General features: G+C 47.1%; 22 protein-coding genes. 11 read left to right on the top strand and 11 right to left on the bottom strand.

The window, feature by feature from the left end; genetic code table 11:
• Nucleotides 1-149: 149 nt before the first annotated feature.
• The 8 genes from mlaF to DI392_RS08505 all read left to right on the top strand — a co-directional run bounded on the left by mlaF (nt 150) and on the right by DI392_RS08505 (nt 5576).
• Nucleotides 150-953: a phospholipid ABC transporter ATP-binding protein MlaF gene (gene mlaF / locus DI392_RS08540; protein WP_109319499.1), complete on the top strand. Its 804-nt coding sequence runs from the start codon at nt 150-152 to the stop codon at nt 951-953.
• Nucleotides 946-1737, top strand: coding sequence for a lipid asymmetry maintenance ABC transporter permease subunit MlaE (gene mlaE, locus DI392_RS08535; RefSeq protein ID WP_109319498.1), 792 nt, complete (start codon nt 946-948; stop codon nt 1735-1737). Before mlaF ends, mlaE begins: the two co-directional genes overlap by 8 nt.
• 2 nt (nt 1738-1739) lie before the next feature.
• On the top strand, nt 1740-2225 hold the full coding sequence (mlaD, locus tag DI392_RS08530; RefSeq protein ID WP_109319497.1) for an outer membrane lipid asymmetry maintenance protein MlaD: 486 nt from the start codon (nt 1740-1742) through the stop codon (nt 2223-2225).
• A complete protein-coding gene (locus DI392_RS08525) occupies nt 2222-2893 on the top strand; it encodes an ABC transporter substrate-binding protein (RefSeq protein ID WP_245884004.1) in 672 nt (223 codons plus the stop codon). The genes mlaD and DI392_RS08525 overlap by 4 nt, the downstream gene beginning before the upstream one ends.
• On the top strand, nt 2890-3216 hold the full coding sequence (locus DI392_RS08520) for an STAS domain-containing protein (RefSeq protein ID WP_109319496.1): 327 nt from the start codon (nt 2890-2892) through the stop codon (nt 3214-3216). The genes DI392_RS08525 and DI392_RS08520 overlap by 4 nt, the downstream gene beginning before the upstream one ends.
• Before the next feature lie 11 nt (nt 3217-3227).
• Nucleotides 3228-3482 (top strand): BolA family iron metabolism protein IbaG, encoded by a 255-nt coding sequence (ibaG, locus tag DI392_RS08515; RefSeq protein ID WP_109319495.1) that lies wholly within the window; start codon nt 3228-3230, stop codon nt 3480-3482.
• A gap of 9 nt (nt 3483-3491) precedes the next feature.
• Complete coding sequence (murA, locus tag DI392_RS08510) at nt 3492-4757, top strand: UDP-N-acetylglucosamine 1-carboxyvinyltransferase (RefSeq protein ID WP_109319494.1); 1266 nt, start codon at nt 3492-3494, stop codon at nt 4755-4757.
• A gap of 84 nt (nt 4758-4841) precedes the next feature.
• Nucleotides 4842-5576, top strand: a complete 735-nt coding sequence (locus DI392_RS08505; protein ID WP_109319493.1) for a 1-acylglycerol-3-phosphate O-acyltransferase — start codon at nt 4842-4844, stop codon at nt 5574-5576.
• A gap of 170 nt (nt 5577-5746) precedes the next feature.
• Here the strand turns inward: DI392_RS08505 and DI392_RS08500 are convergent, their stop codons facing one another.
• The 9 genes from DI392_RS08500 to arcA (DI392_RS08460) form a co-directional block, all read right to left on the bottom strand.
• Complete coding sequence (locus DI392_RS08500; protein WP_109319492.1) at nt 5747-6139, bottom strand: RidA family protein; 393 nt, start codon at nt 6137-6139, stop codon at nt 5747-5749.
• A gap of 141 nt (nt 6140-6280) precedes the next feature.
• A complete protein-coding gene (locus DI392_RS08495) occupies nt 6281-6787 on the bottom strand; it encodes an arginine repressor (protein WP_109319491.1) in 507 nt (168 codons plus the stop codon).
• 300 nt (nt 6788-7087) lie between these two features.
• A complete protein-coding gene (gene pyrI, locus DI392_RS08490; RefSeq protein ID WP_109319490.1) occupies nt 7088-7549 on the bottom strand; it encodes an aspartate carbamoyltransferase regulatory subunit in 462 nt (153 codons plus the stop codon).
• Nucleotides 7550-7564: 15 nt separating this feature from the next.
• On the bottom strand, nt 7565-8494 hold the full coding sequence (gene pyrB, locus DI392_RS08485; RefSeq protein ID WP_109319489.1) for an aspartate carbamoyltransferase: 930 nt from the start codon (nt 8492-8494) through the stop codon (nt 7565-7567).
• 433 nt (nt 8495-8927) lie between these two features.
• Nucleotides 8928-9932, bottom strand: a complete 1005-nt coding sequence (locus tag DI392_RS08480; RefSeq protein WP_109319488.1) for an ornithine carbamoyltransferase — start codon at nt 9930-9932, stop codon at nt 8928-8930.
• A gap of 140 nt (nt 9933-10072) precedes the next feature.
• Nucleotides 10073-10984: a carbamate kinase gene (gene arcC / locus DI392_RS08475; protein ID WP_109319759.1), complete on the bottom strand. Its 912-nt coding sequence runs from the start codon at nt 10982-10984 to the stop codon at nt 10073-10075.
• Between the two features lie 49 nt (nt 10985-11033).
• Nucleotides 11034-12254, bottom strand: a complete 1221-nt coding sequence (gene arcA / locus DI392_RS08470) for an arginine deiminase (RefSeq protein WP_109319487.1) — start codon at nt 12252-12254, stop codon at nt 11034-11036.
• A 197-nt stretch (nt 12255-12451) separates the two neighbouring features.
• Complete coding sequence (locus DI392_RS08465; RefSeq protein ID WP_109319486.1) at nt 12452-13897, bottom strand: YfcC family protein; 1446 nt, start codon at nt 13895-13897, stop codon at nt 12452-12454.
• Between the two features lie 527 nt (nt 13898-14424).
• Entirely contained in the window at nt 14425-15645 is a 1221-nt protein-coding gene (gene arcA / locus DI392_RS08460) for an arginine deiminase (RefSeq protein ID WP_109319485.1), read from the bottom strand.
• Between the two features lie 228 nt (nt 15646-15873).
• Between arcA (DI392_RS08460) and rraB the strand changes: the two genes are divergently transcribed.
• Nucleotides 15874-16293 carry a ribonuclease E inhibitor RraB gene (rraB, locus tag DI392_RS08455; RefSeq protein ID WP_109319484.1) on the top strand — a complete coding sequence of 140 codons (420 nt, stop codon included), beginning with the start codon at nt 15874-15876 and terminating at the stop codon, nt 16291-16293.
• A 101-nt stretch (nt 16294-16394) separates the two neighbouring features.
• On the opposite strand, the gene DI392_RS19595 is transcribed toward rraB, so the two are convergent.
• A complete protein-coding gene (locus DI392_RS19595) occupies nt 16395-16547 on the bottom strand; it encodes a hypothetical protein (protein ID WP_181388394.1) in 153 nt (50 codons plus the stop codon).
• A 31-nt stretch (nt 16548-16578) separates the two neighbouring features.
• Here DI392_RS19595 and DI392_RS19590 point away from each other — a divergent pair, with 31 nt between their 5' ends.
• Together DI392_RS19590 and nagE are read left to right on the top strand one after the other, a co-directional pair.
• Nucleotides 16579-18480, top strand: coding sequence for a methyl-accepting chemotaxis protein (locus tag DI392_RS19590; protein ID WP_181388393.1), 1902 nt, complete (start codon nt 16579-16581; stop codon nt 18478-18480).
• Between the two features lie 323 nt (nt 18481-18803).
• Nucleotides 18804-20297 carry an N-acetylglucosamine-specific PTS transporter subunit IIBC gene (gene nagE, locus DI392_RS08445; protein WP_109319482.1) on the top strand — a complete coding sequence of 498 codons (1494 nt, stop codon included), beginning with the start codon at nt 18804-18806 and terminating at the stop codon, nt 20295-20297.
• A 78-nt stretch (nt 20298-20375) separates the two neighbouring features.
• On the opposite strand, the gene DI392_RS08440 is transcribed toward nagE, so the two are convergent.
• The gene (locus tag DI392_RS08440; RefSeq protein WP_109319481.1) at nt 20376-20774 is read right to left on the bottom strand and encodes a DUF2061 domain-containing protein; all 399 of its coding nucleotides are present in this window, start codon (nt 20772-20774) and stop codon (nt 20376-20378) included.
• Nucleotides 20775-20859: the final 85 nt, after the last annotated feature.

Raw genomic sequence — 20859 nt, 5'->3', positions numbered from 1 at the left:
TTAGTCATTATAACCTGATAAAGAGAGCGCATTCTAACCGAATTAGGGGTAGAATCGAAACCTTTACTTTACTCTTTTGTCATAGTGCATATGATGATATTTGCTCTATGTGCCGGTATATAGCAGGATGAATCAAATTAAGTGAAGCTATGACAACAACGAACTTAGTCACAATAAAAGACCTGACTTTTTCCCGGGGGGAAAGGGCAATCTTTGACAACGTCAGTCTGCAGGTTCCCAAAGGAAAAGTCACTGCGATTATGGGGCCTTCCGGGATTGGTAAAACAACCTTGTTGCGTTTGATTGGCGGACAGATTTACCCGGAAGCCGGGGAGATCTGGTTTGATGGCGAAAATATCCCAACGCTGAGCCGGCGAAAGCTTTATCAGGCCCGGAAAAAGATGAGCATGCTCTTCCAGTCGGGGGCTTTATTCACGGACCTGAATGTCTTTGATAACGTCGCTTTTCCGCTGAGAGAGCATACGCAACTGCCTGAAGAACTGATTCGTACTCTGGTTAAGTTAAAGCTGGAAGCGGTTGGCCTGCGTGGGGCGGATACCCTGATGCCGAGTGAGCTGTCTGGCGGTATGGCAAGAAGGGCTGCACTGGCCCGGGCTATTGCGCTTGATCCGGAAATGATCATGTACGATGAGCCGTTTGTCGGCCAGGATCCGATCACTATGGGGGTCCTGGTGGAGCTGATCCGCAATTTGAATCACGCGCTAGGTGTCACGTCTGTTGTGGTATCCCATGATGTGCCAGAGGTCATGAGCATTGCGGATCATGTTTATCTGCTGGCCAACGGAAAGATCATTGCGTCTGGTTCTCCTCAGGAATTAAGAGAAAACCCGGATCCGATGGTGCAGCAGTTTCTACAGGGGGAAGCCGATGGACCTGTGCCTTTCCGCTTCCCGTCTGAAAGTATAGGTAAGGACCTGTTTGGTCATGAGTAATAGATTGTTAGATTATCTGGAAAATCTCGGCAGCAGAACGCTCCACTTATGTCGGGCCTGGGGAAAGGCATCCCTGATGTTGTTCGGGGCGACGGTGTATAAACCTCAGCCAGTCAAAAACTTTCCGCTATTGCTGACGCAGCTACACAGTGTCGGGGTACAGTCGGTTGCTATTATTATGGTATCAGGCTTGTTTATCGGCATGGTGCTGAGCCTGCAAGGGTTTGTAGTGCTGATCGATTATGGAGCGGAAGGCAGCCTGGGGCAAATGGTGGCTTTATCATTGCTGCGTGAACTCGGGCCTGTCGTGACGGCATTGCTGTTTGCCGGACGGGCGGGGTCGGCTTTGACTGCCGAAATTGGTCTGATGAAAGCAACAGAGCAACTTTCCAGCCTGGAAATGATGGCGGTTGACCCTCTGAAACGAGTTATTGCTCCTCGTCTCTGGGCCGGGCTGATATCGATGCCTTTGTTGGCAATGATTTTCATGGCTGTCGGTATTTGGGGCGCGCAACTGGTCGGTGTGGACTGGAAGGGTATTGATCACGGCAGTTTCTGGTCATCCATGCAAGCCTCTGTTGAGCTAGGGTATGATATTGGTAATAGTTTGGTTAAATGTATTGTATTTGCCATCACGGTGACTTGGATTGCGCTTTTTAATGGTTATGATGCAGTGCCGACTTCTGAAGGTATCAGTAAAGCAACCACGAGAACCGTGGTGCACTCTTCGTTAGCTGTATTAGGGTTAGACTTTGTTCTGACCGCATTGATGTTCGGGAATTAAACATGCAACAGACAAGAAAATTAGAATTGATGGTGGGCGGATTTGTTCTGGCTGGTGTCATTGCTGTACTGGTTATGATCTTCAAAGTCGCTAACGTAACAGGGCTGGGCTCGAACGACAGTTATCAGTTAAAAGCGTATTTTGATAATATCGGCAGCCTGAAAGTACGGTCACCCGTTAAAATCGGTGGCGTTGTGGTTGGCCGGGTCAGTCAGATTTCTCTGGATTCAGAAAATTATGTCCCTGTTGTCACTCTTGATATTAGTGAAGAGTATGGACATTTCCCTGAAACGTCCAGTGCAGAGATCCTGACTTCCGGTCTGATTGGTGAACAGTACGTGAGCCTGATTCCAGGTTTTGTGATGGACGATATTGAGATGCTTGGTGATGGCGATTTCATCGAGGACACTAAATCCGCTCTGGTACTGGAAGATCTGATTGGCCAGGTACTCTACAGTATAAATGGCTCCGGGGAGGCATCAAAATGATGAAATGGTATAAGCGGGCGGTGAGATTTTTAGCTTGCATTGCGTTGTTATCGGCCAGCACACCGCTGTTGGCTCAGCAGGTGGTGGATAAAACCCAGCCTTATGAAATGATCAAGATCGTGGCAGAAAAGACCTTTGATCGTCTGAAGTCTGAGAAGGAACAAATTCAGGCTGATCCTAATCTTCTGAAAACCGTCGTGAAAGAAGAGCTGATGCCGTACGTTAACTATCAGTATGCGGCTCTGAAATTGCTTGGACCTCATCTGAAAGGTGCAGACCGCTCCGACGTAAAAGAATTTATCACGGCATTTGAGAAGTATTTAGTCACGACTTATGCTCAGGCGCTGACGCTATACACCGATCAGTCAGTTGAGTTTGAACCTAAACCGTCCATTCCTGACGACAGACGAATTGTGACGATTAAGCTGGATATCATTGATGCTCCAAGACCCAATATCAAAATTGAGTTCAAGCTGCGTAAAGATAAAAAATCCAGTGAATGGGAAGCGTTTGATATGGTGGCTGAAGGTATCAGTATGTTGTCCAGTAAGCAGTCTGAATGGAATGGTGTGATCCGTAAAGACGGGATTCCGGCGGTAAGCAAAGAGCTGGCGCGTCTTGCCGCTTTACCCATTAGTTTTGACAGTAAACAGGACAGTCAGCAATGAGTTGCACTCAGTGGCAGCAGAAGTCCCCTCATTTGTATTGGCTTTCCGGTGAACTCACCCGGGAAACGATTCCTGCACTCTGGGCGCACCTAAATACCTGGAAGCCGAAGGGTTATGAAGTAGAAATATCTATGGAGCAGGTAAATCGGGTAGATTCTGCTGGAATGGTGATGTTACTCCATTTGATTGAGCGTGCGAAAACTGACAGTTGTCATATAATACTGAGCTTTGTGCCTGAACAGATGCATACACTGTTTCAGCTCAGTAACATCGAAGGTATGATGTCAGAACATATCAAAACAACAAACATATCCAAAGAATAAAAGGTTAGTAAATGGAACCCGCTGTAGTTAAGCAAGTTTTAGATGCTGCACTCTCGTTGCAGGAAATTCATGTAAAAGGTGATGGCAGTCAGTTTGAAGTGATTGCCGTAGATGCCTGCTTTGAAGGAATGAGCCGGGTCAAAAAACAACAATTAATTTACGGCCCGTTGATGGAACATATCCAGAACAATGATATACATGCAGTCTCTATAAAAGCGTTCACTCCGGAAGAGTGGGAGCGCGACAAAAAACTGATGTCTCTTTAAGGTTTTTTAATGGATAAGTTTCGAATTACGGGCTCAGATGCTCCACTTACAGGTGAAGTATCCATTTCCGGAGCCAAAAATGCCGCTTTACCAATTCTGTTTGCTTCTATTCTGGCAGAAGGGCCGGTAGAGGTAGCGAATGTACCTAAGTTACGTGACATCGATACCACGATGGAGCTGCTTAAGCGTTTAGGTGCCAAAGTTGAACGTAATGGCTCCGTCCATGTCGACGGCAGCACGATTAATGAATACTGTGCGCCATACGATTTAGTCAAAACGATGCGAGCCTCCATATGGGCTCTTGGACCACTGGTCGCCCGTTTTGGTCAGGGACAGGTTTCTTTGCCGGGCGGCTGCGCTATAGGGGCGCGTCCGGTGGATTTGCATATTAACGGGCTGGAACAGCTTGGTGCGACCATTACTTTGGATGAAGGCTATGTTAAAGCTGAGGTAGACGGGCGTCTTAAAGGGGCCCATATCGTGATGGATAAAGTGAGCGTTGGTGCCACCATTACCATCATGTGCGCCGCCGTTCTGGCTGAAGGCAAAACCGTGCTGGATAATGCAGCCCGTGAACCAGAGATTGTGGATACCGCTGACTTCCTGAACACACTGGGAGCCAAAATATCCGGTGCCGGCAGTGACACCATTACCATCGAAGGTGTCGAACGTCTTGGTGGTGGTCAGCACACAGTGCTGCCTGATCGCATTGAAACCGGAACCTTTCTGGTGGCAGCGGCGGTATCCGGTGGTAAAATCACCTGTCGTAATACCCGCTCTTATCTGCTGGAATCTGTTTTGTCTAAGCTGGAAGATGCGGGTGCGAAGGTAGAGACCGGCGATGACTGGATTAGCCTGGATATGACCGGACGCGAGCTGAAAGCCGTGAATATCCGTACGGCTCCGCATCCGGGGTTCCCGACGGATATGCAGGCTCAGTTTACCCTGCTGAATATGATGGCCAAAGGTGGCGGTGTGATTACCGAGACCATCTTTGAAAACCGCTTTATGCACGTTCCTGAACTGCAACGTATGGGGGCGAAAGCTGAAATTGAAGGTAATACGGTGATCTGCGGTGATGTCGCGACGTTAAGTGGTGCTCAGGTCATGGCCACGGATTTGCGGGCATCGGCCAGTCTGGTTATTGCCGGCTGCATTGCTGAAGGGGAAACGATCGTAGACCGTATCTACCATATTGATCGTGGCTACGATAAAATTGAGGATAAGTTATCTGCTCTGGGCGCAAGTATTGAGCGCATCCACGACGCAGGTTAACATTCTTTCATAGTGAAAGCCGAAATCTTAAGGTTTCGGCTTTTTTAGTTTGGACCATTGGTATAGTTCTCCTGGAGAATGAAAATGATTGCTCTGTTGCGTATTGTTGTTGTCGCAATTTTTGCCGTGCTTATGTTTATTTTTGGCTGTGGATACTGCCTGTTAAGCCCGCGCAATCCGAAAAACGTCTTTGTTATCGGTCGCCTGTTTAGCCGGATAGCTGGTGTTCTGGGGTATAAGCTGCACCTCCGCCTTCCGGAAGACGCCTATGAGCGTGGACAGCACCTGTATATTGCGAATCACCAGAATACCTGGGATCTGTTTACTGTATCCGCGGCTGTGACACCTAAAGTAGTGACGGTGGGTAAAAAAAGCCTGTTATGGATCCCTCTGTTTGGGCAAATTTACTGGCTGACAGGTAATATTCTGATCGATCGCTTTAATCGTACTAAAGCCGTTGGCACTATCGAGCAGGTAATCCAGAAAATGAAAGAGAGCGATCTGTCTGTCTGGATGTTCCCTGAAGGCACCCGTTCACGCGGACGTGGTTTACTGCCGTTTAAGACCGGGGCTTTTCATACCGCGGTTGGTGCCGGTGTACCTATTATTCCTATCGTATGTAGTACGACGCAAGGGAAGCTACATCTGAACAAATGGAATAATGGTCATGTGATTGTTGAAATGCTACCGCCTATCAGCACTGAAGGCTGTACTAAAGCTGATGTACGTAAGCTGGCAACACAATGCCGCAATGAGATGAAGGAAAAACTGGCAGAGCTGGATGCTGAGGTTGATAAGCTGAATGCGGGCGGGAAATAACGAAGACTTCAGATTACAGAAACTAGAAAACCCAATAATTGATCCGAGGACTCTATTATTGGGTTTTCTGTATTCTTAAAGCGAAGCGCTCTGTATTCTTTCTAGCCTCTAGCCTCTAGCCTCTAGCCTCTAGCCTCTAGCCTCTAGCCTCTAGCCTCTAGCCTCTAGTCTTATTTACGAACCGCGATGGCTTCAATCTCGATCTTCACATCTTTCGGCAGGCGGGCAACTTCGACACAAGAACGAGCCGGGTAGTTCGCGACGCCGTGCTCGTCAAAGAAGTTTCCGTATACTTCGTTAACTGTACCGAAATCACCCAGATCTTTTACAAATACTGTCATTTTTACAATGTCACCGACAGACAGGCCTGAAGACTCAACCACCGCTTTCACATTATCCAGAGACTGACGAGCCTGTTTAGCCACATCTTCCGATACGATTTCACCGGTTGTCGGGATCACCGGGATTTGACCTGAGGTCATCACCATATTACCCAGATCCACGCCCTGAACATATGGGCCAATTGCAGCTGGTGCCTGATCAGTATGTAAAACTTTAGTCATTATTTTTCCTTTTTCAATGTCCTTATACCAATTCCAGCAAGAATGATTAGGTCAGTGCCGGAATTGCTATTTCTTCTCCGGCAGACAGTTTGCAACCACAGGCCTGACAGGTCAATGGCTTTTTATATAGAAGGAAAATTATCAGTTCGGAATGCCAAGCCTTACCCGGACGACTTTTTCACAAGCCTCAATACGGTTGATATCTTTGGGGGCGACCATCACGGTGTCGTTGCCGCCGACGGTGCCTAATATCTCTTGGTGCGGCTCTACGTCAATGAGTCGTGCGACCAGCTGAGCGCAACCTGGATGAGTCCGGACCACAACAACCAACTGGTTATGAGTGATGAATTCTATCTGTGATGAGATGGAAGAGTTGACTCTGACACCTTCATTTTCCACTGTAAGGCAGTAGACTTTTTTGCCGTAAGCGTTAGGCACTTTCGCGACGCCCAGACGGGATAACAGACGGGAGACCGTCGACTGGCTGACATCATGAAACCCCTGTTTAATCAGGGCCTCACGAATATCGTCCTGAGTAGTGAAACTTTGTTGTTGTAACAGGCGTTTGCAGGCTGCGGTAATATTATCATCGTGGAGTGTATCCTGATGGGCAGCATGGGTCAGATCAGAAATATCTAAGCAAGACATTGTCGATTCCTTGTAGCCGAAATAAACGCTGTGAATACGATTCAGGCAGCTTGAGTACAGTGGTATATAGAGTGCGCTGTTAAGATTCTTTGTTATGTTTGATGGCGCATTTTTAACAACTTGTTAATTGTATCAGTGGGGTGACAGGGATTTATTGATATAGCTCACCAAATAATATGCTGTACTTTTTATTTTTATCGGATGAATAAACTGAATTGTTATGCGCTGTCTAGTGAGTTTTATCCGGAAGGGGGAAGGAAAAGAAGACAGAGCCCCTGGCAGAGCTCTATCTGACTGGCATTAATTTTCAGTCATGATCTCGCGGGAGAATACTTTTTCACAATATTTGCATTTCAGGCGGATATCGTCCTGTTTTACAATAACACTAAAGCTGCTTTCTACTGGTTCACCGTGCGTAATGCAGTTGGTGTTCGGGCATTTGAACACCCCTTTAATCTGATCAGGAAGAGAAAGAACCAGCTTTTTCGTTACTTCATAGTTTTCTATCTGGTTGACGGTAGCATGAGGCGCATACAACGCGAGTTGATTAGCCTGCTCTTCAGTCACATACGTATTTTCAACTTTGATCAGGTCTTTTGCTCCAAGAGCAGAAGAAGGCAGGTTTAAGCCCATAGTGATGCGCTGATTGCTGGTATCCATACCGAATAGCTTCAGTACTTTAATACCAATATGGGCTGGAATATGGTCGATAACGGAACCATTTTTAATCGCTTCAACCTGTAGTTTTGTTTTATTCGCCATGATGATTCCTCCGACTTAAAGTTCTTCATTGAGTACGAGTGCCAGAAGAGCCTGGCGGGCATACACACCATTTTGAGCCTGCTGGAAGTAGTAGGCGTGTGGTGTTTTGTCTACCGCAGTCGTGATCTCATCGACGCGAGGAAGCGGGTGCAGTACTTTCAGGTTTTCTTTTGCCTGTTCCAGCATATCCGCATCAAGGATAAAGGCTGACTTGATATGAACATATTCAGATTCATCAAAGCGCTCTTTCTGTACCCGGGTCATATACAGAATATCCAGCTCTGGGATCACGCTTTCCATGTCCTTATGCAGGCTGTAAGGGATACCCGCTTCATCCAGTTCTTCATAGATGTAGTCAGGCATCGCCAGAGCGTCCGGGGCGATAAAGAAGAAGCGGTTATTATCAAACTTGGCCAGAGCCTGAGTCAGAGAGTGAACGGTACGGCCGTATTTCAAATCACCCACCAGGGCAACGTTCAGGTTATCCAGACGCCCCTGAGTTTCGTAGATAGAGAAGAGGTCCAGCAGGGTCTGGGTTGGGTGCTGGTTCGCACCGTCTCCGCCGTTCACGACGGGAACCCCGTTGGAGAACTCAGAAGCAAGACGGGCCGCCCCTTCCTGAGGGTGACGCATAACAAAGGCATCCACATAAGAAGAGATGACCTGAACAGAGTCAGCCAGGGTTTCGCCTTTTTTAGCCAGAGAGGTATTACCACCGCTGTCAAAGCCGATTACGGTGCCACCCAGACGCTGAATCGAGGTTTCAAATGAGAGACGGGTGCGGGTTGAAGGTTCAAAAAAGCAACTGGCAACCACTTTGTTTTTTAACAATTCTGGATTGGGTTCTGCTTTTAATTTACCTGCCGTCTTGACGATTAATTCAAGCTCGTTTCTTTCTAATTCCGGGATGGAAATAATATGTTTCTGAAACAGCGAGTGCGCCATGGTTCTCTTCCCTATTGTTATCGGTTAAAAGAAGTTTGTCCTGTCTGGTTCCTATAGCTCAAGCTAAAGCATAGAGCAAAAAAAAGCCCCCTTTTAAAAAGGAGGCTTATTTTTCTGATAAAGAAAAATAGAAACGAACGACCAAAGATTTTGGTCGGTAACCAGCTGTATTGTGTTGATACACAAGGTTCATTTTCTATCTCTCTCCAGACAAATTGCGGAGGATTATACCCCGATTTCTTGTGAAGGCAAGCGATTGCGTGGCCTATTCAGAAACTGAAAAGTTATGCATTCTCTAGCCTCTATAAGTATCCGTTTTTATCTTTATATATTAGCTGGTTAATGTGGGTTGTGTTGTGTCGGTGTGAAAAAAAATGCCGGCCCAGTGAGCCGGCAGTTAATATAAGGGTAGGTACTTTAACTCAGGGGTGGATTAGTCACCCAGAGTTGCGACCATCACTGCTTTAATGGTGTGCATGCGGTTTTCTGCTTCATCAAAGACAATGGAGTAGTCCGATTCGAAGACATCTTCGGTGACTTCCAGTCCTTTCATGCCGTATTTTTCCGCGACTTCTTTTCCGACCGTGGTTTCATCGTTATGGAAAGCCGGCAGACAGTGCATAAATTTCACATGTGGATTACCGGTGGCTTTAATCATATCCATATTGACCTGATATGGTGTCATCAGCTTAACGCGCTCATCCCATGCCTCTTTAGATTCACCCATGGATACCCATACGTCGGTGTAGAGGAAGTCACAGTCTTTCACGCCTTCTGCGACATCTTCAGTCAGGGTGATTTTTCCGCCGGTAGCGGCTGCAATTTCCTGGCAGGTTGCCAGCAGTTCTTCTTCCGGCCAGAACTGTTTTGGTGCGACAAGGCGAATATCCATCCCCATTTTTGCAGCACCAACCATCAGAGAGTTACCCATGTTGTTGCGGGCATCGCCAAGGTAAGCGAACTTGATTTCATGCAGCTGTTTGCCGCGGGAGAACTCCTGCATGGTCAGAAAATCGGCCAGAATCTGAGTTGGGTGGAATTCATCTGTCAGGCCGTTCCATACCGGAACGCCAGCGTACTCACCCAGTTCTTCAACAATAGACTGACCAAAACCACGATATTCAATACCGTCGTACATACGACCCAGCACGCGGGCGGTATCTTTCATAGATTCTTTGTGGCCGATTTGTGAGCCTGATGGGCCTAAGTAAGAAACCTGAGCGCCCTGATCAAATGCTGCCACTTCGAATGCACAACGGGTTCTGGTGGAGGTCTTTTCAAAGATAAGAGCGATGTTTTTACCTTTCAGACGAGGCTGTTCAGTGCCCGTATATTTTGCTTTTTTCAGCTCAGCGGACAGGTCCAGCATATGTTGAATTTCACGAGGGGTGAAGTCCAGCAGCTTCAGAAAGTTACGGTTGCGAAGATTGAAAGCCATATTGTTTTCCTCTTATTAAAACTTTTGTAGTTACCGCTGATAAGCCATCAGGGTAATCGAAGCGGTAACCAAATTCATTAGTCTGTATTTATTGTTACTATGTGTATCGTATTTGCACTTAAAAGTGAATAAATATTCTTTTATTTTGCAATAATATTTGTTCCTGCGTTGCCTTTAAGGATGCTCAGTCCATCTTTCAGGGCCCCGATACCGACCAGGTTTCCGCCTGCTTTAATGAATTCACAGGAGGCCTGGATCTTTGGTCCCATCGAGCCTGCGTCAAATTCATACCCTGCCAGCTGAGCTGGTGTGGTGGTATGCAGCGCTTCTTGTGTTGGGGTTCCCCAGTCGACATACACTGCGTCAGCGTCAGTCAGAATCAACAGTGCATCGGCATGCAGCTGTTTGGCCAGAAAAGCCGCTGACATATCTTTATCTATTACCGCTTCTACACCTAACAGCTTACCATGTTCCTGTTTGACAGGAATGCCTCCACCGCCGGTACAGATCACAAGATGGTTCTGTTTGATCAGGGCATCTATAGCGTCCTTTTCAATAATGCCGGTAGGTTGCGGGCTGGGTACGACACGGCGGAAGTGCTGACCATCCGGTTTCACCGTCCAGTGGTATTTCTCTGCCAGTTCACGGGCTTCTGCTTCTATATAAACCGGACCAATAGGCTTGGTCGGGTTGGCAAAAGCCGGATCCTCTGGGTCGACGCTCATCTGAGTAAGCATGCAGGTGACCTCTGTTTTCGGCAGGATGTTTTTCAGCTCCTGCATAAGCATATAGCCGATCATACCCTGCGTTTCAGAACCGAGCACATCAAGCGGGTAAGGATTCACTTTTTTGTACTCCAGCCCTTGAAGTGCCAGCAGGCCAACCTGCGGACCATTTCCATGCACCAGAACAACATTATATTCTTCGGCAATGTCGGCGATGGTTTGTGCGGCAATAGCGATATTGTGGCGCTGGGTTTCTGCTTCCAGCGGCTCTCCCCGGCGTAGCAGGGCGTTGCCGCCCAGTGCTACGACAACAGTTGGTTTAGTCATAATGTATCTCTCTGTTATTGTTTTTTTATTACGGCGTTCACGGGTTTGCTCAGATACCATCCCGTTCGATAGGGCAACTCATGCAGCGGGCACCACCACGTCCCCGGCCCAGTTCATCGCCCGGAATCGGCAGTACGGTAATGCCGGCTTTGTCGTATTTTTCATTGGTGTAGATATTGCGTTCATAACCGACGACAACTCCCGGTCTGATGGTCAGCACGTTGTTGGCATCATTCCATTGCTCACGTTCGGCTTCGAAACTGTCGCCGCCGGTGGTGATAAGATTGAGTTGGCCCACACCCAGTGCTTTTTCTATCGCCGAAACGAAGTAGCCTTCTTCTTTCACATTCACGGTACCGGATTCGTCTCCGGTCAGGCTCCAGCATTTCACGTCTTTACGAACGACTTCCGGATAAATAGAGAAGGTATCCTCCCGCATATGGGTCATCACGGTATCCAGGTGCATACAGGAGCGATGTTTTGGCAGTTCCATGGCGATAACCTGTTTCGCCTGCCCATGTTTAAACAACCCGGAAGCCAGTTGCTCTACGCCTTGTGGTGTGGTGCGCTCTGACATACCGATCAGTACCGCGCCTTTACCGATAACCAACACGTCACCGCCTTCTATGGTGGAGAGATCGTAATTTTTCTCTTCATCACCGAAGTACTTGATAAAGCTCTCTCCGGCAAAAGTCGGATGCCAGCGGTAGATGGCGCGCAGATGGTTCGTCTCACGCTGACGAGCCTGTTTCGCCATCGGGTTGATGGATACCCCGCCGTATACCCAGCATGAGGTGTCGCGGGTAAACAGGTGGTTTGGCAGTGGCTTGATGATAAAGTCGTCTTTGTCATGCATGCCCCGCATCATAGAGCTGGAAGGGATTGGCAGCTCACCATAGCTGAGACCGCCCAGCAGAACAGATGCTAGTTCCTGATGGCTTAAATCCCCCATGTAACAGCGCACATCATTGGCAAAGCGTGGTCCGAATCGATGTTCTGAGACTTGTCGGGAAAGCAGCCATTCTTTTGCTTCCGGAACCGCCAGGGTTTCTGCCAGCAACGTGTGTAGCAGCAGAACTTCTACACCTTCTCTGCGAAGGGTGTTGGCAAACGCATCGTGTTCTTTACCGGCAGACTCAACGGACAGAACATCATCGAACAGTAAATCCTGACAGTTTGAAGGCGTTAAATGGCTTAATGCACGTTCAGGACGATGTAATAAAACGCGGCGTAGTTGTCCGATTTCGGAACCCACATAAAAATTACTCATAATGTAATCTCTCTCTTTTCTAATCGACAATTTTAGTTGTTGATGTATTTAATAAAGGTTACAGGCTAAATAAATATTTTTGATTCTTTTTTGTTCATTATTAATTCAAAGAGTAATTAATTTATCTCTCAGTGATAGAAATATTAGTTACTAATTTGGAATGTTTATTTAACCTGATAGAAGCTAATAATTGTGGTTTAAATCATGGCTCCAACACTCAGCATCACCATAATAAACAGAGTCAGGATACCCAGCAGAGGAGCGACCCATTTTACCCAGCGGACATAAGGTACCCGTGCAATAGCCAGTCCACCCATCACCACGGCGGAAGTCGGGGTCATCAGGTTAACCAGTCCGGAAGCTGACTGATAAGCGGTAACGACCAGTTCACGACCTACTCCGGCAAAATCTGCCAGTGGTGCCATTATCGGCATAGTAAGGACAGCCAGGCCCGAAGAGGATGGCACCAGGAAGGACAGCAGTACTTCCAGCCAGTACATCACATTAATAAAGATAACTGAGGACAGGCCTGTGACCGTTTGTTCGGCAGAATACAGAATGGTGTCGGTGATCATGCCTTTATCCATGACGACGACGATACCGCGGGCAATACCAATAATCAGGGCAACACCAAGTAAGTCACGGGCTCCGTCAATAAAACTAGAGGTAAACTCTTCTTCGCTCATACGGGCGATCAGGCCGATAGTAATGGTTGAGGCCAGGAACATGGCGGAGATCTCTGCCATCCACCATCCGGCTACGGCCACACCGTAAATCATGATGCCGAAAGAGGCACCGAAGACCAGCAGAATGATTTTGTGTGTGGTGGTGAATGTCAGTTTTTCACCGGTTTTGTTACCAAGAAAATGCTGTTTATTTTCCTCATATTTATCGTAGACGATGGATTTGCTCTGGTCCTGGCGAACCATTTTCGCGTAGCGCATCACATAAGCGACACAGATAACCCAGCCAATCGCCAGCACAGCTATCCGCAGTAGCATGCCATCGGTAAAGGGGATACTGGCGGCATTAGCTGCAATCACTGTGGCAAAAGGGTTAATGGTCGAGCCAAGAGTACCAATTCCCGCCCCCAGTAGAACGGTGGCAGCCGCGACAACGGGATCAAAGCGCGCAGCCATCATGACTGGTACCAGCAGGGTATAGAAAGGCAGTGACTCTTCCGCCATGCCGTAAATGGTGCCGCCTGCGGCGAACAGGGCCATGAGTATCGGGATCATCAGCTCTTCCCGACCTTCGAGTTTATGTGTTACCCGCTCTATACCGGCATCGATAGCGCCTGTTTTGGTAACCAGACCAAGAAAACCGCCGATAACCAGAATAAACAGTGAGACATCAATGGCTGCTGCTTCGTAAGAGTTATGGTCATAGAAACCGTCTATTGGAGCCAGAAGCACATCCACGATGCCTTGTGGGTTGCTGTCTACTGCCTGGTAGGTACCGGTGACAGGCACTTCCCGACCTAACTCTTCATTCATTGCCCTGTCATATTGACCCGCAGGGATTAGCCATGTCATCAGAGCGACCAGAGCGATCAAAATAAATAAAATCGTATAGGCAGAAGGAAATTTAAAGTTGGCTAATAAGCCAGACTTTCCTTCATTGTTAACTGTTTGTGTGGTCATAATTTCTCCTTTCCCTGATTTTTATATTATTTTCAGGGTGTAGTGAGCTGCACTAAATATTTATTTAGCGTGAATTCAGACAGTGTTTATTAAATCGGTATATTTAAACTTATTAAATTTTCTCTATTTATATTTCAGAGTGGTTTAATTGATGTGTTGATCTTAGCGTTATCATTTATGGTGAACTTTGGGTTTAATCACATTTTTATTGAGGTGAAAATAGTGCCCAAAATTTAGCAAGGCTACCGGCTGGTGGATTATTCATGCATAAACAGGAAAATATGTGGTGATTATTTTTTGAATAATTCAGGAAAATATGCAGGCACAGAAACAGAAAACACCGCTATTGCGGAGAAAGCAGGGGGGGGAACCGGGGATATTATTGGTATTTATTCTGTTTTTTGCGAAAAATCCGCATGGGTGGGGGAAGAGAAAGCAAAAAGCCGGGAATATTATGCATATTCACCCGGCTTTATGATTAAATCCCCGCAACAACTTAATGTTTTAAAATGTGATATTTATCACACTCATATACCATCTCTTTCTACGGGGCAGCTCATACAACGGGCTCCACCACGGCCCCGACCCAGTTCATTACCGGGAATCGTCAGCACTTCAATACCGGCTTTATCATATTTTTCATTGGTATAGACATTACGCTCATAGCCGATAACGGTGCCGGGTTTGACGGTTAGTACATTATTTGCATCATTCCACTGTTCCCGCTCTGCTTCATAGTTATCACCGCCTGTGGTGATAATTTTCAGCTGATCCAGTCCCAGAGCCAGCTCGATAGCCTGCATATAGTTAGGCATGGCTTTTACTTCCATGTCTCCGTTTCCTTTAGGCGTTAGCCGCCAGGTTTCCAGTGCATGATTAATCACCTCTGGATACACAGAGAAAGTATCAATATCGATATGCGTCATCACCGTATCCAGGTGCATACAGGAGCGGTGTTTGGGCAGGTTCATGGCGATAACCTGAGTGGCCTGCTGAGACTCAAACAAGCTGGCTGCCAGGTTTTCTACTCCCTGGGCAGTGGTACGCTCTGACATACCGATCAGCACTGCACCTTTACCGATAACCAGAACGTCTCCTCCTTCGATGTTGGCGTTATCATAGAAGCGGTTATCGTTATCGAAGTAACGGATGAAGTCGTTGTTTGCAAAATCGGGATGCCAGCGGTAGATAGCACGCAGGTGATTAGTTTCACGCTGGCGCGCCGGCATCGTCATTGGATTAAGAGAGACGCCTCCATAGATCCAGCAGGACGTATCGCGGGTAAACAGGTGGTTGGGCAGCGGCTCGATGACAAAATCGGCAGGGCGGTGCATCTTGGGAAGCATTGAGGCGGAACGTATCGGCACTTCAGCATAGGCCAAACCGCCAAGCAGTATTGCTGCCAGATGTTCGTTATCCATATCAGACAGGTAAGCCCGAAGATCCCGCGCAAATATTGGTCCATAGCGAAAATCAGAGATCTGATTATTCAGCAGCCACTGTTTTGCTTCGCTGACCGCCAGTGTTTCTACCATTAATTCGTGGAGCTGTAATACGTCCACGCCCTGAGAGGTCAGCGTATTGACGAATCGGTCATGCTCCTTTCCCGCATCTTCTACCGACAGTACATCGTCAAACAGGAGATCCTGACAGTTTGACGGGGTCAGGTGGGTGAGGGACCTTTCCGGACGGTGTACCAGAACCCGGCGCAGCTGACCGACTTCGGAGCCAACGTATAACTTACTCATTTTGTTTCCTTACAGCATAGTATTAAGTTAGTTATGACAAGCTTAAGAATAAGATGCAAGAGGTAATCACTTTAGCCTGTGGTGAATAAGGAAGACTTTGGGTAGATAATTATTCACTGAGAATATCTGGCATTTATGACTAAACCGTGCCATATTTCCGGCAAATTATCTGTCTGTAGGGCGAACCACCGATAGGCCCGAATAACTTTAACTATCTGGAGCACCATTATGTCTCATGAAGATGAATACATGTCCGTTGAAGAACTGATCGAGATGCAGAAAGAAGAGACGCGAGAAATCATTGCTGCTCTTATTGAAGATGGCAGTGAGCCGGACGCCTTATATGAGATTGAACACCATCTTTTCGCGGAAAGTTTCGAGGCGCTTGAAAAAGCGGCAGTAGACGCCTTTAAAATGGGTTTCGAAGTGCTTGAAGCGGAAGAAACAGAAGACGAAGACGGGAACCGCCTGCTGTGTTGTGACGCAACCATGGAATCAGCTCTGGATGCAGAACTGATCGATGCTCAGGTAGAGAAGCTGGTCAATCTGGCTGAAAAATACGACATCATCTACGATGGCTGGGGCACTTTCTATGAAGGTGAGGATGCTGTTTATGATGAGGATGAGCTGGAAAGTGAAGAAGATTAATCTGCTGTTATAACGGTAGAATGCTGTACCGTATAGGTTAATCGGCTGTTGGGTTGGTTGATTTGTAAAGTTATTACTGTAAAGTGAGCCTCCTGAAAAAGTTATGGGATATCGATCAAGTTATTGCCTTTATCGCCGATAGGATAAGGTAACCTGAAGATATCCGCTAACCATCCGGGGTTGATTATGTATTTATCTCTCATCCAGCGAGTGATCGTTGGTTTCGCCGTTATGATCGTTTTGGTTTTGTCCATCAGTGGTTCAGCTTACTTTTCTGAGGTTAGGATGGCTGATCAACTGAAGTTAACGGCTTCCACGCTGACCGGGCTCCTTGACCGCTCTAATACCATGGTTTTGCACATGCAAGACGCGAATCGTCTGATGCTGGTACATGCCAACAATCCCGATCAAGAAAAACGAGAGCAATTACGCTCTGAGTTTGGTTCGGCAGTTTCTGCTTTTAACCAGACATTTCAGCAATTGATGGTGGCCTTGCAGGATTATCCGGATCTGTCAGAAAAGCTGGCTTCAGTCGGCGATGACAGTCAGTCTTTTATCTCTATGGCCTCGAAACATCTGGATATCCAGGATCAAAGAGTAGAAGCCAGAGAGGCGTCGTCGGCAGAGCTGAATAAGTATGATGATGAGTGGATTTTCTTTGATCAGGATATCGCAGATTTAAAATCGGATGCTGAATTTGATGGCATTCAGCAGGCCGTCTGGGATCTGGATGTTATCCAGGCTCAGGGAATTGGTGCCAGAGGATATCTGCAGAAGGTCCTGGCGGTGGATAAAGAAGATGACATTCAATCTCTGACTTCAGAGGTTGCTCAGCACCTTAAAGCATTTACTGAAAAATCGAATCGAGTGATGAAGGCGATGCCTTCCAGTAAGGAGTCTCTGAAGGTTTACCTTGATTTGCTAACCCGCTCTATCTCAGAACCTGAGGGTTTGCTGCAGCAACATCTGCATTATCTTGAGTTACAAAAGACCAGTATGCAGAGCATGCAGGAAAGTGCCCGGAAAATGGATCAGATTATTGCTGATGCCAATATCATCACCACGAAAATCCGGGATATGTCGGAAACTGCGCTGAAGCAGGCTCAGGCGGCATCATCTTATTCGGTTGCTCTGAATATCATTCTTGCAATTGTTTCTATGGCAGTGGCTGTCGTTGTTGCTATTACCGTCGTTATATCCATCAGAAGGCCATTATCAGCGATTACTAAGGCTTTAGGCGAACTGGCAAGCGGGAACCTGTCATACCGTATTACTGCTGATTTTCGTTCAGAAATGGGCATTGTAGTTCGCAATATCAATGAGCTGGGTGGTCAGCTCAACAATCTGATTGGTAAGATTCAGACATCAGCACAAACGGTCAGCAATGTGGCCGATGACAGCCATGCGATGAGTGAAAAAACTAATCGTGACATTGAACAGCAGAGAAGACAGACGGATTCTATTGCTACGGCAGTGACTGAGATGGAGTCTGCGGTGCATGAGGTCGCGAGTCACGCCGTGGAAACCAGCACCGAAGTAGAGCAGGTAACCACGCTGGCGAATGCCAATATGGCTAATATGCAGAGTAACCTGGAGTTTGTCAGTCAGTTAAAAAGCTCTCTGGATGAAGCAACCAGTATTATCCAGAATTTGTCCGGAGAAACGCAGCAGATTGGTGATGTACTGACAGTCATTCAGGCGATTACAGAACAGACCAACCTGTTGGCTCTGAATGCGGCGATTGAGGCGGCTCGTGCCGGCGAGCATGGACGAGGCTTTGCTGTGGTGGCTGACGAAGTTCGTTCTCTGGCGAACCGTTCCCGTGAGTCTGCCGATGAGATTGGTAACATGATAGCCAGCCTACAGGAAAAAGCTCAGGCGGCTGTATCTGTAGTTGAGGATAACCAGTCCTATGCCGACCAGTCGGTCACCCAGACGACAGAGACCAGTGAATCACTGCAAATTATGGTTGAGCGTCTGGGGGCAATTAATGACATGAGCCGTTCAATTGCTACAGCCTGTGAAGAGCAGAGCGTAGTCGCCAAAGATGTGGCAGAAAATGTGGTCGGCATTTCCGATATGGCGACCAATATTGCTCAGGATGCACAGAAACTGGCCCGCAACAGTGAATCTTTAAACCAGTTATCCAGTGAGCAGAGCGAGCTGGTATCGCAGTTTAAGATTTGATTTTTGTATTTTTAACATAGATGTCAATGTGAAAAGGCAGAGTACGGATACTCTGCCTTTTCTGTTTTGTACTGCCTGTTTTTAAGCGGATATCCGCAATATTTTCCTGCTAGAGGATCCTCGGCCTTACCGATATCACAGTTTTACCGTCCAAACCTCAATATTAACAAAAGTTAATCTTATGAAAACAGTGGATTAATCCGCCCCTCCTTACTCTGTTTCTGTGAAAGCAAAAAGTTTGACGCTTTTTCGCTTACACCCTACATAAATCATTTTAAATCCGGCTCTTATAAGGGCCGGAAAACAGTTTGAGAGGAATACTTGTGAATATATTAGGATATATGCAAAGGGTTGGTAAGGCGCTGATGGTGCCAATTGCGGTACTGCCGGCGGGTGGTTTGATGCTAGGTATTGGCTATGCCCTTGATCCTACGTGGGGAGGCGGTGGTAATATACTGGCTAGCTTCCTTATCTTTGCCGGTAAAGCGATTATGGACAACCAGGCTTGGCTATTTGCGGTCGGTGTTGCCTTTGGTATGGCGAAAGATAATAACGGTGCGGCGGCTCTGGCTGGTCTGATAGGCATGTTTATTGTTAAGACTCTGGTTTCTGATCCTGCTGTTGTTTCCATGCTGACGGGAACAGCCGTGGCAGACATGAGTCAGGAATCGGTAATTGCATATGGCGCAGTCGTCAATGCCTTTACCGGTATTCTGACCGGTATTATTGCCGGTGAACTCTATAACCGTTTCCATAATATCCAACTGCCGGCGGTCTTTTCTTTCTTTGGCGGACGCCGCTTTGTGCCGATCATCACTTCTGCGGTAATGCTTGTAGTGGCTTACATCCTGATTGCAGTCTGGCCGGTGATTTATGTTGCGCTGGTTAATTTTGGTAAGAGCTTTATTGATCTGGGTCCGGTTGGAGCGGGTCTGTACGGCTTCTTTAACCGTTTGTTGATCCCGCTGGGTCTGCACCATGCGTTGAACCAGGTATTCTGGGCCGATCTTGCCGGCATTAACGATATCTTCAACTTCTGGAGCAACACTGGTGAGTTGGGTGTTACTGGTCGTTATATGGCGGGCTTCTTCCCTGTTATGGGTTATGGTCTGCCGGCAGCTGGTCTGGCGATCTATCACTGTGCTAAACCAGAAAATAAAGCCAGAGTGGGTTCTATGATGCTGGCCGCTGGTGCTACGGCAGTTGTCACTGGTGTGACAGAGCCTCTGGAGTTTGCATTCATGTTTGTTGCACCAGTACTGTTTGTGATTCACGCAGCACTGACAGCGGTTTCAATGATGATTGCTGCAAGCTTCCAGTGGATTGCAGGTTTCACGTTCAGTGGTGGGCTTATCGACTTCTTCCTGTCAATGAGTCTGCCGCTGGCTAACAAACCATATATGCTGGTAGTGCAAGGTCTGTGTTTTGCCGTGGTGTACTATGTTGTGTTCCGCTTCACCATCATTAAGTTTGACCTGAAAACACCAGGTCGTGAAGATGCCGAAGATGAAGAGTCTTCAGCTGTATCTGCAGGTACCGGTATAAATGACAAAGCACCGTTGTATCTGAAAGCGCTGGGCGGTCACGCTAACCTGGTAAGCATTGATTCCTGCATTACTCGTCTGCGTCTGACGCTGAAAGATCCTGCGCTGGCTGATGAGAAGGCGCTGAAAGCTCTGGGTGCTGCTGGTGTGATAAAGGTTGGTGAGAAAAACCTGCAGGTTGTTGTCGGCACAGAAGCGGAATTAATCGCGACAGCTATGAAACAGATTCCGGCTTCGCAAAATCTGGATGCGGTTGAGTTACCGAGTACATAACTTGAGGAATACTGATAGTTAATGAATAACTGTCAGAAATCGGAAAGGGCTGAGTGATCACACTCAGCCCTTTTTTATTTAGTGAGCGGTCATAAAACCGGTTGAATGATGGGAGCAGGTGGCTTTGCGTAACCAGGCCTTCTCATGAAAATAGTAAGCGAAGGAGTTAATGGTTGGCTCAATAAGCGCCATCAAACCACCAATAAGTGCATTACCCGTCAGAACATAGGCTACGGTGAAAGCGACGCTGAAATGGATAACAGCAAAGCTGATGGTTTTAACCTGAGTATTTGCCTGACGTCTGCGCAGGAAAGGTATTTTTTGCCATGCTTTTTCATGGAAATAGAAAGCGACAGTATTGATTGAAGGCTCGATCATAGCGATTAGGCTGCCGATCAAGATATCACCGGTTAACAGATATGCAACCGTAGTAGCAATAGAAAAATGAATGGCGGCAAAAGTGATGGTCTTGATCATAATGGCTATCCTCGCTAACGAAGTATTTCGTCTTGTTGAAGATAGTATTGATAATTATTCTCAATTAGTAAAGGGGATTTTAGTA

Source organism: Vibrio albus (genome assembly GCF_003144035.1).
Taxonomy (GTDB): Bacteria; Pseudomonadota; Gammaproteobacteria; order Enterobacterales; family Vibrionaceae; genus Vibrio; species Vibrio albus.
This window is presented reverse-complemented; position numbering and strand designations above follow the sequence as displayed.